Annotated in this window: 17 protein-coding genes; 10 read left to right on the top strand and 7 right to left on the bottom strand. The window is 68.4% G+C overall.

Translation table 11 applies throughout. The features are described from left to right. Both KPB06_RS01090 and trhA read left to right on the top strand, forming a co-directional pair. Positions 1-207: a YbdD/YjiX family protein gene (locus KPB06_RS01090; protein WP_027781714.1), complete on the top strand. Its 207-nt coding sequence runs from the start codon at positions 1-3 to the stop codon at positions 205-207. 205 nt (positions 208-412) lie between these two features. Further along, positions 413-1,033, top strand: a complete 621-nt coding sequence (gene trhA / locus KPB06_RS01085) for a PAQR family membrane homeostasis protein TrhA (protein WP_050013387.1) — start codon at positions 413-415, stop codon at positions 1,031-1,033. A 58-nt stretch (positions 1,034-1,091) separates the two neighbouring features. On the opposite strand, the gene KPB06_RS01080 is transcribed toward trhA, so the two are convergent. After that, a complete protein-coding gene (locus tag KPB06_RS01080) occupies positions 1,092-1,517 on the bottom strand; it encodes a nuclear transport factor 2 family protein (protein WP_089465865.1) in 426 nt (141 codons plus the stop codon). A gap of 120 nt (positions 1,518-1,637) precedes the next feature. After that, complete coding sequence (locus KPB06_RS01075) at positions 1,638-1,991, bottom strand: DOPA 4,5-dioxygenase family protein (protein ID WP_059581700.1); 354 nt, start codon at positions 1,989-1,991, stop codon at positions 1,638-1,640. A 175-nt stretch (positions 1,992-2,166) separates the two neighbouring features. Here KPB06_RS01075 and KPB06_RS01070 point away from each other — a divergent pair, with 175 nt between their 5' ends. The 4 genes from KPB06_RS01070 (at position 2,167) to KPB06_RS01055 (ending at position 4,003) form a co-directional block, all read left to right on the top strand. After that, positions 2,167-2,343, top strand: a complete 177-nt coding sequence (locus tag KPB06_RS01070; RefSeq protein ID WP_155753852.1) for a hypothetical protein — start codon at positions 2,167-2,169, stop codon at positions 2,341-2,343. Between the two features lie 136 nt (positions 2,344-2,479). Continuing rightward, positions 2,480-2,857 (top strand): hypothetical protein, encoded by a 378-nt coding sequence (locus KPB06_RS01065; RefSeq protein WP_060011197.1) that lies wholly within the window; start codon positions 2,480-2,482, stop codon positions 2,855-2,857. 223 nt (positions 2,858-3,080) lie between these two features. Continuing rightward, positions 3,081-3,560: a hypothetical protein gene (locus KPB06_RS01060; RefSeq protein ID WP_060011201.1), complete on the top strand. Its 480-nt coding sequence runs from the start codon at positions 3,081-3,083 to the stop codon at positions 3,558-3,560. Between the two features lie 182 nt (positions 3,561-3,742). After that, positions 3,743-4,003: a hypothetical protein gene (locus tag KPB06_RS01055; RefSeq protein ID WP_059581711.1), complete on the top strand. Its 261-nt coding sequence runs from the start codon at positions 3,743-3,745 to the stop codon at positions 4,001-4,003. Positions 4,004-4,151: 148 nt separating this feature from the next. Here the strand turns inward: KPB06_RS01055 and hpnH are convergent, their stop codons facing one another. Then, positions 4,152-5,312: an adenosyl-hopene transferase HpnH gene (gene hpnH / locus KPB06_RS01050; protein WP_006480287.1), complete on the bottom strand. Its 1,161-nt coding sequence runs from the start codon at positions 5,310-5,312 to the stop codon at positions 4,152-4,154. Positions 5,313-5,324: 12 nt separating this feature from the next. Next, positions 5,325-6,266 carry a 4-hydroxy-3-methylbut-2-enyl diphosphate reductase gene (gene ispH / locus KPB06_RS01045; protein ID WP_059581714.1) on the bottom strand — a complete coding sequence of 314 codons (942 nt, stop codon included), beginning with the start codon at positions 6,264-6,266 and terminating at the stop codon, positions 5,325-5,327. Between the two features lie 402 nt (positions 6,267-6,668). Here ispH and KPB06_RS01040 point away from each other — a divergent pair, with 402 nt between their 5' ends. Beyond that, on the top strand, positions 6,669-7,856 hold the full coding sequence (locus tag KPB06_RS01040; RefSeq protein ID WP_089465864.1) for a glycosyltransferase: 1,188 nt from the start codon (positions 6,669-6,671) through the stop codon (positions 7,854-7,856). A gap of 122 nt (positions 7,857-7,978) precedes the next feature. On the opposite strand, the gene KPB06_RS01035 is transcribed toward KPB06_RS01040, so the two are convergent. Then, positions 7,979-9,301 carry a hypothetical protein gene (locus tag KPB06_RS01035; RefSeq protein WP_060011205.1) on the bottom strand — a complete coding sequence of 441 codons (1,323 nt, stop codon included), beginning with the start codon at positions 9,299-9,301 and terminating at the stop codon, positions 7,979-7,981. A gap of 108 nt (positions 9,302-9,409) precedes the next feature. Further along, a complete protein-coding gene (gene hpnA / locus KPB06_RS01030) occupies positions 9,410-10,417 on the bottom strand; it encodes a hopanoid-associated sugar epimerase (protein ID WP_011353724.1) in 1,008 nt (335 codons plus the stop codon). A 152-nt stretch (positions 10,418-10,569) separates the two neighbouring features. Between hpnA and KPB06_RS01025 the strand changes: the two genes are divergently transcribed. The 3 genes from KPB06_RS01025 (at position 10,570) to KPB06_RS01015 (ending at position 13,328) form a co-directional block, all read left to right on the top strand. Continuing rightward, positions 10,570-10,866 carry an acylphosphatase gene (locus KPB06_RS01025; RefSeq protein WP_006480292.1) on the top strand — a complete coding sequence of 99 codons (297 nt, stop codon included), beginning with the start codon at positions 10,570-10,572 and terminating at the stop codon, positions 10,864-10,866. Between the two features lie 16 nt (positions 10,867-10,882). Then, positions 10,883-11,782: an EamA family transporter RarD gene (gene rarD, locus KPB06_RS01020; RefSeq protein ID WP_059644386.1), complete on the top strand. Its 900-nt coding sequence runs from the start codon at positions 10,883-10,885 to the stop codon at positions 11,780-11,782. A gap of 421 nt (positions 11,783-12,203) precedes the next feature. Beyond that, entirely contained in the window at positions 12,204-13,328 is a 1,125-nt protein-coding gene (locus KPB06_RS01015; protein WP_059581727.1) for an OpgC domain-containing protein, read from the top strand. A 44-nt stretch (positions 13,329-13,372) separates the two neighbouring features. Here KPB06_RS01015 and KPB06_RS01010 read toward each other — a convergent pair whose 3' ends face one another. Beyond that, entirely contained in the window at positions 13,373-13,579 is a 207-nt protein-coding gene (locus KPB06_RS01010; RefSeq protein WP_059581729.1) for a hypothetical protein, read from the bottom strand. Positions 13,580-13,642: the final 63 nt, after the last annotated feature.

Below are 13,642 nucleotides of genomic sequence, written 5' to 3'. Positions count from 1 at the left end.
ATGTTTACCGATCTCGGCAGCGACCTGCGTAGCGCGGGGCGTTACCTCGGGCAGGCGTTGCGGCTGATGGTCGGCCTGCCCGACTACGACACCTACGTCGCGCACATGCGCGAAACCCATCCGGACCGCGAGCCGATGACCTACGAGGAATTCTTCCGCGAACGCCAGAACGCGCGGTATGGGTCGGGAGCAGGGAAGTGTTGCTGAACCGGCCGTTGCAATGACCTGACGAATCGGTCCGGTTGACGAAACGGAAGCGCCGCGATGGATGTCGCGGCGCTTTTTTTTGCGCCGGCCGGCGGCGCGCGGCGCATGGCGCTCGCACGCCGTTTGCCCGGGCGCAGCACGGGCTATCCGGCCGCCGGTATCATAGGGCTCCCTCTTTTCCCGATGGACCGCAGGAGAACATGTCGTGCATGTCGGTGAGCGTTTCAACAGCATTTCCCATCTCGTCGGCGCGGTGCTGTCGGTAGCCGGCCTCGTGGCGCTCGTGACGATGGGCGCGCTCGAAGGGGACCCGTACAAGGTCGTGAGCTTCAGCGTGTACGGCGCGATGCTGATCCTGCTCTACGCGATCTCGACGGCGTATCACAGCGTGCGCAACCCGCGCCTGAAGGCGATCCTGCAGAAATGCGACCATGCCGCGATCTACCTGCTGATCGCCGGCAGCTACACGCCGTTCACGCTGGTCACGCTGCGCGGCCCGTGGGGCTGGTCGCTGTTCGGCGTGAGCTGGGGGCTCGCCGTGTTCGGCATCGTGCAGGAGCTGACGCTCGGGCGCCGCACGCGCCTGCTGTCGATGATCCTGTACGTGCTGATGGGCTGGCTCGCGCTCGTCGCCGTGCGTCCGCTGATTCATGCGCTGCCGCCCGTGGGCACCGCGTGGCTCGTGGCCGGTGGCGTGATCTACAGCGCGGGGATCTACTTCTTCATCAACGACGAACGCATCCGCCACGGGCACGGTATCTGGCACCTTTTCGTGCTGGCCGGCAGCCTGTGCCAGTTCGTCAGTGTCGCGATGTATGTCGCGTGAGCGGCATGGAGCGTCGGGCAGATGATGTCCGCGCGTGGCCAGCCGGCCCGAGCATGCGCTACGGGCGCGAGGCGGCCCGCAGCGCGTTGAACCCGGCCCATCCCCAATACACGCGATGATGCGCGATCAGCCCGTCGCGCAGATCCATCACTTCGACGAGATCCACCTGGTCGCCGTCCGGCGTTGCGCGCGGGTACTCCCAGACGAGCTGGCGGCCGTTCGAGAAGAACAGCCCGGTCCGGTACCAGCGCCCGAGCCCGTTGTCGGGATCGCGCAGGCCGGCCGCGAGGAAGGCGCCGATCGCGGCCTTGCCGCGCAGCACGCCCGTGCCGTGCGCGGGCCGCGTGGCGACGACGAGCGGCGTTTCGAGCACCGCGTCGTCGGCATACAGCGACATCAGCGCGTCGAGGTCGCGGGCGACGACGGCGGCGTGCCAGTCTTCATGGATGCGTCGGGCGTCGGCGTGGGTGTCTGCGGGTGTCATCGCGGGTTTCCGGAAGTCGATCACGGAAACCACTGTAGAGGCGCGCCGCCACCAGACGTTTCACGTCGACCCGAAACGTGAATGCCTCGCCGCGGCGAAGGCGGCAGGGCGCGCCGGCCGTTAGCCGGCCAGCGCGTCGAGATTCAGCGTATACGACTTGCCGATCCACATCGCGCAATCGCGATGGTCGCGCAGGTCGTCGCCGGTATTCGGATGCACGAAGATGTCGAGCGCGCCGTGGTTCAGCACGAGCCAGGGCACGATGTCGTCGAATCGCGCGGCGCCGAACGCGATCTGGTACGACCACGCCGGATGCGGGCCGACGAGGCGTTCGTGAAAGCGGCCGAGTTCGATGACCGCGCCGAACCGCGCGTCGACGACCTGGCGAAACGCCCAGGCCGCGTCGCGGCTCGCCGCATCGAAATAGACGTGCGCGTGCCAACTGTCGATGGCGGTAATGTCGAGAGCGACCATGGAGAGATTCGATTAAAAATGAAAACACCTGAGATGCCGTGTGAAACGGCCGATGCGTGATTATCGCGCGTCCTTGCGGCATGCGTCGTGTCCCGATCCGGCAGGCCGACGCGGACGATTTGTCCTGCATCAGAAGAATCGGCTGATCGGATGAAATCGTTTCGGCGGTATCCGCATGCGCGACATCACGCCAAAGCCTTGTCTGCAGGCGCGCCGGCCGGCATCGCGCCGGCAACACGTCATTTCGGAAATTGAAAGAGCGGTATGTGCGCCGAGCCGGATCACCGGTAAGAATCCGATCAGGTCGTTGAATGAAATAAAGAAATTCCGTTTCGAATGGATTCGCGAATGACGCGGCTCATGCGCCGAATGCGCGGCTGAAAATAACAATTGCGGATTCGGCTATTCAACCGGGATGCGGCCCGACATACGATGATTTCAACGCATCGATGCTGGATCGATGCGGGGACAACCATCTGGAGGCCATTATGCGATCCCTCGTTCCCGTTGCCGTTCTTTCTTGCGCACTCGCTGCGTTGCCGGCCGTTAGCTTTGCGCAGTCGATCGGCGTCGCCGACACCCCGAATGCCGCGCCGTTGACCTGGTCGGCGGCGCGTGCCGAAACCGATGCGCAGCTCATGCAGATGACGCGCGCCGGCTATCGCGCGACGACGGCCGGCAACCAGAACTATCCGCTCGCGATGCAGCGTGCGCTCGAGCGCGTGAACAACCCGATGCCCGACCGGTGGCGCGACGAGAAGGCCGCGATGGAAGCGCGGGCGGCCCGCGACGCGCAGAGCGGCCATCCGGTGAAGGCGTTCTTCGTGAAAACCGCGTACTACCTGAAGGGCGACAACACGTTTTGATGCGGGAGACGGACATGGCGTGCCCGAACCGATTGTTCGGCGTGTTGCGTGAGCTGGCGATACGCAGGCTGCCGCAAGCGAGCGCGACGCGACGGCGCGCCGATGTGCGCGGCGTGCGACGTCGGGCGCACGCCCTGCGCGACGCGGGCCGCTGCGCGCGCGTGTGCCGCAGCGCGTGGCCGGGGGCGGCGGCGAACGACGCATGCGCGAGCGAGGGCGAATCATGAAGGTTGCCCGAAAAGGCCGGCGCCATCCGCCGTTGACGCGCGAATGGCTGCTGCCGCTGCCGCTCGCGCATGCACGCGACATCTCGCTGAAATGCCACATGGCGCTGGTCGCGCTGCGCGGCGAGCACGGTAGCGAAGCGCTGCTGATGCGGCTGCGCACGAGCGTGTATCTGGTCTTCCTCGCGCTCGACGATGCGGTCTCCCCCGATGCGACCATCGCCCTGTGCGTCGACGCGGAGCGCGTGCTGGACGCGAGCGCGGCGCGCGCCGCGCAAGGCGGTGCATGGACGCTGCACGCCCACGAATGCGCGGTGCTCGAACGCGTGCTCGCCGCGAACGACGCGTGCGTCGCGACGCTCACGCGGCATCGGCTGGCAGAGCTGTGGCGTCATGTCTGCACGTTCGCTTCCGCCGAACAGCCGGGGTTGGTCGCGCAGGCCGCGACGAAGATGCGGGAGCCGGCCATTCTGCATTGAACGGCTGGCCGACGGCCGCGTTTCATACGTGTCCGATTCCATCGCGCGGCCGCGCGCCGTCTAATGACATGACTGGAACCCGGTGTGGCCGGGCGACGACGATCCATGTTCGCGACGTTCGCGGCGAACGCCGCGATCATGCGTGTCGACGCGAACGCATTCGTTTTCGGTCAGGAGGAGCGATGGCGCTATACAGGAGCGGCGGCTACTTCACGTGCGGAAGTGGCCGCGCATTCAGCGAGAATCTCCCGCCGGGCAGCGAGGTGACGGTGGCGGGCATCTACCGATGCACCGTCTGCGGCGACGAAATCGGCATCGCGAAATCACAGAGATTGCCGTCGGAGGAAGCGCATCGGCACGATCTCGACCCGCCGTCCGATCCGCTGCTCGATCCGGGGCCGACCGCGTGGCAACTGATCGCCGCAGCGGAGTCGCGAAGCTAGGCGACGGACGTTCGTCCCCGCACGTACACGTGCAAGCGCCACGCGTCACACGGCGTCCGACAAAACAAAAGCGCCACGGAGCGAACTCCGTGGCGCTGCTTCGATGCGTGGCCGCTGAAGGCGCGAACCGCCGCGCGGCGAAACGCGCTTAAGCGGCCGTTGCCGACTTCGCCGGCTTCTGCAGCTTGCCCTTGCCGGCGCGCTGGATTTCCTCGAGCTTGATCTCGACGTGGCGCGAGAACACGTACTCGGCCGGACGCTGCTTCGCGATCGAGATGTCCGGTGCGAACGGGCCGTCGGTCTTGATGCCCTTGCGGCTCACGCGCAGCGCCTTCAGCGGGTTCGAGATCGTGTCCATCACGGCCGTGGCCTCGAAGCCGCAGTGGACCATGCAGTCCGCGCACTTCTCGTAGTTGCCGACGCCGTAGTTGTCCCACTCCGTCGTTTCCATCAGCTCCTTGAAGGTCTTCACGTAACCTTCGCCGACCAGGTAGCACGGCTTCTGCCAGCCGAACACCGTACGCGCCGGGTTGCCCCACGGCGTGCACTTGTACGTCTGGTTGCCGGCCAGGAAGTCGAGGAACAGCGACGACTGGCTGAACGACCAGCGCTTGCCGCCTTCGCCGCGCTTCAGGATTTCGCGGAACAGGTTCTTCGTCTTGTCGCGGTTCAGGAAGTGCTGCTGATCCGGCGCGCGCTCGTACGCGTAGCCCGGCGACACGGTGATGCCGTCGACGCCGATCGGGCCCAGCGTGTCGAAGAACTTCGCGACGCGCTCGGGGATCGCATCGTTGAACAGCGTGCAGTTGATGTTCACGCGGAAGCCGCGGCGCTTCGCTTCCTTGATCGCCGCGACCGCCTTGTCGTACACGCCTTCCTGCGACACGGAATGGTCGTGCATGTCCTTGTCGCCGTCGAGGTGGACCGACCAGACGAAATACGGGCTCGGCTGGTAGTCGTCCATCTTCTTTTCCATCAGCAGCGCGTTCGTGCACAGGTACACGAACTTCTTGCGCTTCATGATGCCCTTGACGATTTCCGGCATCTCCTTGTGGAGCAGCGGCTCGCCGCCGGCGATCGACACGACGGGCGCGCCGCACTCGTCGACGGCCTGCAGGCATTCCTCGACGGAAAGACGCTGGTTCAGGATCGGATCCGGATAATCGATCTTGCCGCAGCCGTTGCACGCGAGGTTGCAGCGGAACAGCGGCTCGAGCATCAGCGCGAGCGGATAGCGTTTGTTGCCGGACAGGTGCTGGCGCACGATGTAGGCGCCGACACGGACTTGCTGGAGCAGCGGAATAGACAAGGGATGTCCTCCTTAAACTTCGCGGGCGACAGCTTGCGTGAGCTTCGCCGGCAACTTGAATTCGACTTTTTCTTCACGGCCCGCCATCGTCGCGACCTCGACGGGCCCCAGCGCGCGCAGCGCGCCGATTACATCCTCGACCATTTCCTCGGGCGCCGACGCGCCGGCGGTCAGGCCGACCGTCTGCACGCCCGCGAACCATTCGGCCTTCACTTCCGAGCCGTCGGCGACGAGATAGCTCGGCACACCGCTTTCGGTGCCGATCTCGCGCAGGCGGTTCGAGTTCGAGCTGTTCGTCGCACCGACGACGAGCAGCACGTCAACCTGTTCGCTCAGCTCGCGCACGGCGGCCTGGCGATTCTGCGTGGCATAGCAGATGTCGCGCGTGTCCGGGCCGACGAGGTCGGTGAACCGGCGCTGCAGCGCTTCGATGATGCCGCGCGTGTCGTCCACCGACAGCGTGGTCTGCGTGATGTACGCGACCGGCGTGTCGACGGGCAACGTCAGCGTATCGACTTCGGCCTCGCTCTGCACGAGGATCACCTCGGCCGGAATCTGGCCGATCGTGCCCTCGACTTCCGGGTGGCCCGCGTGGCCGATCAGGATCAGCCGGCGGCCCGCCGCGACGTACTGGCGGCCCTGCACGTGCACTTTCGTGACGAGCGGGCAGGTCGCGTCGAGCACGTCGAGCCCGCGCGTTTGCGCGTCGCGCTCGACCGTCTGGGCGACACCGTGCGCGCTGAAGATCGCGACAGCGCCGTGCGGCACCTCGTCGAGTTCCTCAACGAATCGTGCCCCTTTATTACGCAGATTTTCGACGACATGCCGGTTATGCACGATCTCGTGACGCACATAGACCGGCGCACCGTGCTGTTGCAGCGCGCGATCGACGATCTCGATCGCACGGACAACCCCCGCACAAAAGCCGCGGGGCTGGGCAAGGATGACTCGCATAGGTGAGCGAACTCCGACGACAGACGCCGGGGTTCGAGGCGCTGGCACGCGCTTGCTCGCCCCGGCTTGATGTTATGAAGGCAGGAACGAACCGGCCGGCCAGGCCCCGGAACCCCGAATTAATCGCGCATTTTAACCCTATCGGGCCGTCCTTGCTTCGGTGCCGTATCGACACCGTTGCAATTGCGGGAGAGCCGCGTCGGCGCTGGCGCGCGCGGAACCCGGTAAACTGCGCGGTTTCGCGGGCGGCCGCTCCGGCTGCCCGCCATCGCGCTCATTTCAAGGCCATTCGATGACCGTCGATTCTTACGCGTATTGCCCGTCCGCCCCTGCGGGGCCGGGTGTTTTGTTCCAGACCCTTATTGATGTCGCACGCGCCGGTGCCCGGCAGGGGGCAGGCCGATGATGCTCGCGATCGCCTTCCTGGTGTCCGGCCTGTCGCTGGTGATCTGGATCGTGCTGCTCGTCGCGCGCGGCGGCTTCTGGCGCGCGCAGCCCGCGCGGCCGCTGCCGCCCGACGCCCGCGGCGCGGCGGCCGAGGCCGGCTGGCCGGCCGTCGTGGCCGTCGTGCCGGCGCGCAACGAAGCCGACGTGATCGCCCGCGCGGCGACTTCGCTGCTCGAGCAGGACTATCCGGGCGACTTTCATCTGATCATCGTCGACGACCACAGCGAAGACGGCACCGCCGACGCGGCCCGCGCGGCCGCGCTCGCGATCAACCGCGCCGACCGGCTGACGGTGCTGAGCGCGAAGCCGCTGCCGGCCGGCTGGTCGGGCAAGGTGTGGGCGCAGTCGCAGGGGATCGCGGCCGTGCAGACGCTCGGCCTGCGGGCCGACTACCTGCTGCTGACGGATGCCGACATCGGCCATCCGCCCGACGCCGTCGCGCAGCTCGTCACGCGCGCGCAGGCCGAAAATCGCGATCTCGTGTCGCTGATGGTGCGGCTGCGCTGCGATTCGTTCTGGGAAAAGGCGTTGATTCCGGCGTTCGTGTTCTTCTTCGCGAAGCTGTACCCGTTCTCGTGGATCAACAACCCGCGCAACCGGACGGCCGGCGCCGCGGGCGGCTGCATGCTCGTGAAGCGCACGGCGCTCGAGGAAGCGGGCGGCATCGAATCGATTCGCGGCGCGCTGATCGACGACTGCAGCCTTGCCGCGCAGATCAAGCATCGCGGCGGCGGCCGCCATCCGATCCGGCTCGATCTCGCCGATCGCAGCGTGTCGCTGCGCCCGTACGACAGCTGGCGCGACATCTGGAACATGATCGCGCGCACCGCGTTCACGCAGTTGCACTATTCGCCGCTACTGCTGGCCGGCACGCTGCTCGGGATGACGATCATCTATCTGGTGCCGCCCGTCGCCGCGCTGGCCTACGGCGCGCGCGCATGGCCGGCCTGGCTCGCGTGGGCGTCGATGTGCGCCGCGTATGCGCCGATGCTGCGCTACTACCGGCGCTCGCCGCTGTGGGCGCCCGCGCTGCCGCTCGTCGCGCTGTTCTACGTCGGCGCGACGTTCGCGTCCGCGTGGCGTTACTGGCGCGGCAAGGGCGGCCAGTGGAAGGCGCGCGTGCAGGCGCCGGTGGAGCGCTGACCCACGCCGGCGGATGCCGCTGCCGTACCGATAAACCGGCCCCCTGAAAACACACAGCCCGGATCGACGCAAGCCGATTCGGGCTGTTTGCTTTCCGGCCGGTTGCCGGCCGATGCCGGCGCTTACCGCTGCGTCAGCATCATGTACATCTGGATCACGACGTCCGGCGAGAACGTGAACGGCACCCAGCCGTAGCCCGTGTGGCGCGCGACCAGCAGGCGGTCGCCGTTCGCCTGCTTCTGCACGGCCATCATCGGGTTCTTCGTCGTCACGAAACGCCAGCCGGCCGGAATGCCGGGCGGCGGCTCCGGCTGCATCGACGCGCGTGCATGCGCGAGCTCCTCGATCAACTGGCCCAGTTGCTCGGGATGCAGCGTGATCGACTGGCCGTTGATGGACAGCGTGAGTTCGTTCTGGGACGGGCGCGACACGTGCAGCGTCGCCTTGTCGGCAGGCGCGGCAGCGGCGCCGGCTTCAACCGCGGTTTCGGCTCGTGTGGTCGGAATCGGTGCCGTCTCGGCATCGGCCGGCGCGCCGGCTGCTTCGACCACTTCGACCGTCTCGACCGTTTCAGCCACGGCCGGCGCGGCCGCGTTCACGGACGCTGGCGGCGCCACCGCCGGCTCGACGACTTCAGCCGCCACGGCGGTTGCCGCCGCGCTCGTCGCGGCTTCCTGGACGACGGCCTCGACCAGCGCCTCGGCGTCGGCGATGGCCTTCGCGTGGTGCTGCGCGGCCGCTTCGGCCTGAGCGATCGCCTCGGTATGGCGCTGCGTGATGGCTTCGGCTTCGGCGGTGGCCTCGGCGTGGCGTTGCGCGGCGGCTTCGGCCTGGGCGATCGCCTCGGCGTGGCGTTGCGTGACGGCCTCGGCCTCGGCGATCGCGGCCCGGTGGCGCTGTGCGGCGGCCTCGGCTTCGGCGGTCGCTTCCGCGTGGCGCTTCGCGGCGGCTTCGGCTTCGGCGGTCGCCGCCGCATGACGTTGCGCGGCCGCTTCGGCTTCGGTCGCGGCAGCGTGATGACGCTGCGCGGCGGCCTCGGCTTCGGCGATCGCCGCCGCGTGCCGCTGCGATGCGGCCTCGGCATCCGCGTGACGTTGCGCGAGCGCTTCGGTCAGCGCGGTGGCTTCCGCATGGCGCTGCGAAGCGGCTTCGGCTTGCGCGGCGGCATCGGTATGGCGTTGGGCGGCCGCCTCGGCGACGGCGGTGGCATCGGCATGGCGCCGCTGCGCGGCTTCGGCATCGGCGGCGGCGGCCGTATGGCGCTGCGCGGCGGCCTTCGCTTCGGCTTCCGCCGCCGCGTGGCGCTCGGCGGCAGCCCGGGCCTCCGCCGCGGCGGCGCGCGCGAAGGCTTCCGCGCTGCGTGCCGCCTGCTGCGCGGCGTGGTGATCGTGGAGGAGCTGATCGACGCCCGTGGCGAGCGAAGCGATCTGATCGTTGAGGTTCATGCGTGTCTTCTCTGCGTAAGACCCGCGATTTTAACCGCTGCGCCGATGCCGGTCCGTGCGCGACGTGTAACAAAGTGCGCAAAGCGGCGCGAGGTGCGCCGCTTTGTGTTACTTCAGGTAGCCCGCCGAGCCGAACCAGTCGAGCGCATCGCGCAGCCCTTCGCGATACGGGCGCGCCCGGTAGCCGAGCTCGCGCTCGGCCTTCGCGGACGTGAAATACATCTTGTTCTTCGACATCCGCAGCCCGTCCACGGTGACGAACGGCTCCTTCTTCGTGAACTTCGCGACCGCTTCGGCGCCCACCGCGAGCGGATACAGCGGCCAGCGCGGCAGCGCGATCGTCGGCGCCTTGCGGCCCGTCATCTGCGCGATGTCCGCGAGCATCTGCTGCAGCGGCAGGTTCTCGCCGCCGAGGATGTAGCGCTCGCCGATCCGGCCGCGCTCGAGCGCGAGGAAGTGGCCGTGCGCGACGTCGTCGACGTGCACGAGGTTCAGCCCCGTATCGACGAACGCGGGAATCTTGCCGAGCGCGGCCTCGACGATGATGCGGCCGGTCGGCGTCGGTTTCACGTCGCGCGGGCCGATCGGCGTCGACGGATTGACGATCACGGCCGGCAGCCCTTCGTCGGCGATCATCCGTTCGACCGCGCGCTCCGCGAGCACCTTGCTGCGCTTGTAGACGCCGATCGCCTGCTCGGCCGTGAGCGGCCGGTTCTCGTCGGACGGGTCGCCGGCGCTCGTCACCTTCAGCGTCGCGACGCTGCTCGTGTAGACGATCCGCTCGACGCCTTCCGCGCGGGCCGCGCGCATCGTCGCGACCGCGCCTTCGAGGTTCGCGCGCTCGATCTCGTCGGGATCGGGCGCCCACAGCCGGTAGTCGGCCGCCACGTGCAGCAGGTAGCGCACGCCGCGCAGCGCGGCGCGCATCGACGCCTCGTCGCGCATGTCGCCGGTGACGATCTCGGCATCGAGATCCGCGACGTTCGTGCGCGGACTGGTCGGGCGCACGAGCACGCGCACCGCATAGCCTTTCTGCTGCGCGATGCGCGCGACGGCCGAGCCGACGAAACCGGACGCGCCGGTGACGAGAACGAGATCGCGGGAAGTATCAGTCATGCGTTTCCTTCTGGGCCGCGCGGGCGGCGCGGCGGTTGGGCATCGGCGAGATTGTACGTGGTCGGCGTGCGCGGCGACGCCCGGCCGGCGCGTGTGCGAAGCGGCCGACGCGACTACAATGCCGGGCTTGAATGCAACGGGAGGGCGACGCGATGAGCCGCAATGAACTGGACGAACGGATCGAGACCTACTACGTGCGGGTGCGCGGCGTCGTGCAGGGCGTCGGCTTTCGTCATGCGACGGTGCGCGAAGCGCATGCGCTGAAGCTGCGCGGCTGGGTCGCGAATCTCGAGGACGGCACCGTCGAGGCGATGATCCAGGGGCCCGGCGCACAGATCGACCGGATGCTCGCGTGGCTGCGTCACGGGCCGCCCGCCGCGCGCGTGACCGAGGTGACGTTCGAGGAACGCCGCACCGAGAAGCGCTTCGAACGTTTCCAGCAGCAGTAAGGGGCACACGACGATCATGACGGGGTATCCGGAGGCGGGGCGCGGCCTGATGCTGTCGGTGATGGCATCGACGCTGTTCGCGCTGATGTCGGCTTACGCGAAACTGCTCGCGCCGCTCACGGGGCTCGACATCTTCGCGTGGCGCATCCTCTGGACCGCGCCGGGCGCGCTCGCGCTGATCGCGCTGCGCGGCCGCTGGCCGGCGCTCGTCGCCCTCGCCGCGCGCGGTGCGCGCGACTGGCGCCTGCTGATCGCGCTGCCGGCGAGCGCGGCGCTGCTCGGCGTGCAACTGTGGCTGTTCCTGTGGGCGCCGCTGCACGGCCGCATGCTCGAAGTGTCGCTCGGCTATTTCCTGCTGCCGCTGACGATGGTGCTCGTCGGCCGCTTCTACTATCGCGAACGGCTCGACCCGCTGCAATGGGCGGCGGTCGCCTGTGCGGCGCTCGGTGTCGCGCACGAGGTGTGGGCGACGCGCGCGTTCGCGTGGCCGACGCTGGTCGTCGCGCTCGGCTATCCGCCGTATTTCGTGCTGCGCCGGCGCATCAGCGCCGATTCGCTGGCCGCGTTCGCGATCGAGATCGTGCTGCTGTGCCCGGTCGCGTTCGCGATGGTCGCGGCGAGCACGACGCGTGTCGCCGGCCATCCGCTGCTGTGGGCCGCGCTGCTGCCGGGGCTCGGCATTCTCAGCACGCTCGCGCTCGCGAGCTACCTGAAGGCGAGCCGCATGCTGCCGATGGCGCTGTTCGGGATTCTCGGCTACGTCGAGCCGGTGCTGCTCGTCGTGGTGTCGCTGCTGCTGCTCGGCGAAACGCTGAGCGTCGCGCAGCTCGCGACGTACGGGCCGATCTGGGCTGCCGTCGCGCTCACCGCGTGGCACGGCGCGATGCTGATGCGGCGCCTGCCCGCGCGCGGATAACGGCTTCGTCGCGATGCGCGGGCCGTGCGGAAACGTGCCGCGCATCGCGTGCTTCATCGACCGTCGAACGGCGCCCGTTTCGCTGCGGAATCCCGCCGAATCCAATCGGTACCGACCGGCAACCGACGCCGCGCTGACGCGAATCTGGCGACGCCGCCAGCTTCGTTGCGCCACGCTCGCGCTTGTAATCGAAGAGAAGATTCAGTTGCATTTTGTTACTTAGGGTCTCCGCTGATCGGCCATTAGACTGACCTGACCGACTTCCCTTCGTATGCAGATTTTCGATGAACGGTCATCTCCGTGCCTGGCCAGCCGGGTTGGCGCGATACGGGCATACGCGTATCGCCGCCGATCGCGTTCGCCTGCTTGTTCCCGATCCCCTCCCCGGTGCGCGTTGCACCGCCGCCGTACAGGTGCGCTCATGTCGTTGAGCCCGCTGCATTCCACTACGGTGCAGCCGCCGCGCAGCGGCCGCCTGATCGAAATCGATTTCTTCCGCGGGCTGGTGCTGTTGATGATCGTCGTCGATCACATCGGCGCGAGCGTGCTGTCGCGCGTGACGCTGCACGCATTCGCGCTGTGCGATGCGGCCGAGGTGTTCGTGTTCCTCGGCGGCTTCGCGACCGCGAGCGCGTACGGCGCGATCGCCGAGCGGCACGGCGCGCGCGCCGCGCAGCAGCGGTTCGTGCGGCGCGCGATGCAGATCTACCGCGCGTTTCTCGCGACGTCGACGCTGATGCTCGTCGTGTCGGCGGTGCTCGACCACTACGGGATCGATGCGCCGAACCTCGCGCTCGACGACGTCAGCGTGATGCTCGCGTCGCCGCTCACGGGGCTCGCCGAGCTGCTGACGTTCCAGCGCCAGCCGTATCTCGCGTCGGTGCTGCCGATGTACGTGCTGTTCGCGCTTGCGTCGCCGGTGCTGGTGCCGTTCGCGCGGCGCCATCCGTGGCCGCTCGTCGCGCTCAGCGTCGCGTCGTGGCTCGCGGCGGCCTGGCTCGGCCCGGAGCTGCTGGATACCGATGGCTTCCGCTGGAGCTTCAACCCGTTCGCGTGGCAACTGATGTTCGTCGCCGGCGTGCTCGCGCGCTGCCAGCCGTTCTACCGGCGCATCGCGCTCGGCCGCTGGGGCGCCGCGGCGACCGGGCTCGCGTGCGCGATCGTGCTCGGTTGCGCGAGCTACAAGCTGTTCTCGGGGCTGCCGGTGCCGGAAGGCGTGTTCAAGCGCGATCTCGCGCTGCCGCGCGTCGTGAGCTTCGCGGCCGTCGCGTGGCTGATGGCCGATTGCGTGCGCTTCGGCTGGATCGCGCGGATCGCGCAGGGCGTGCGGCCCGTCGTGGCGGTCGGCCAGCGCGGGCTGGTCTGCTTCGTCGCGGGCGCGGCGATCTCGCTCGTGATCGATTCGCTGCTGCATCCGGTCGTGCGCGGCGCCGATCTGCGGCATGTCGGCGTGGGCCTCGTGGCCGACGCGTGCGCGCTCGGGCTGATGATGGCGGTGGCCGGTTCGGGAACGTGGATCGCGCGATGGCGCGGCGCGGCGGCGTAGGCGCGCGGAAGTGGCGTATGCGGCGCGGCAGGCGCCGCGCGGCGTCAGTGAGGTGAGCCGATACGGGAGCGGGGCGTGGCGGTGGCGTCGTCGGGTTCGGCGTCGTCGCGTTCGTCCTGCGCCGGCTCGTCGCGCTCCGCGAGCACCGCGTCGGCTTCGGCCGCGGCCCGGGCGGCGCGCATCGCGGTGCAGCGTTGCGCGTGCCGGATGTCCGACAGGATCCTCAAAAGCCGCGTCGTCTTGCTTTTCATCGTGTTCTCCCGCCAGTGCGCATCTCGCGAAGCGGATGCGTTGCCTGCAACCAGTGTAGGACG

Source organism: Burkholderia semiarida (assembly GCF_029268935.1).
Taxonomy (GTDB): Bacteria; Pseudomonadota; Gammaproteobacteria; order Burkholderiales; family Burkholderiaceae; genus Burkholderia; species Burkholderia semiarida.
This window is presented reverse-complemented; position numbering and strand designations above follow the sequence as displayed.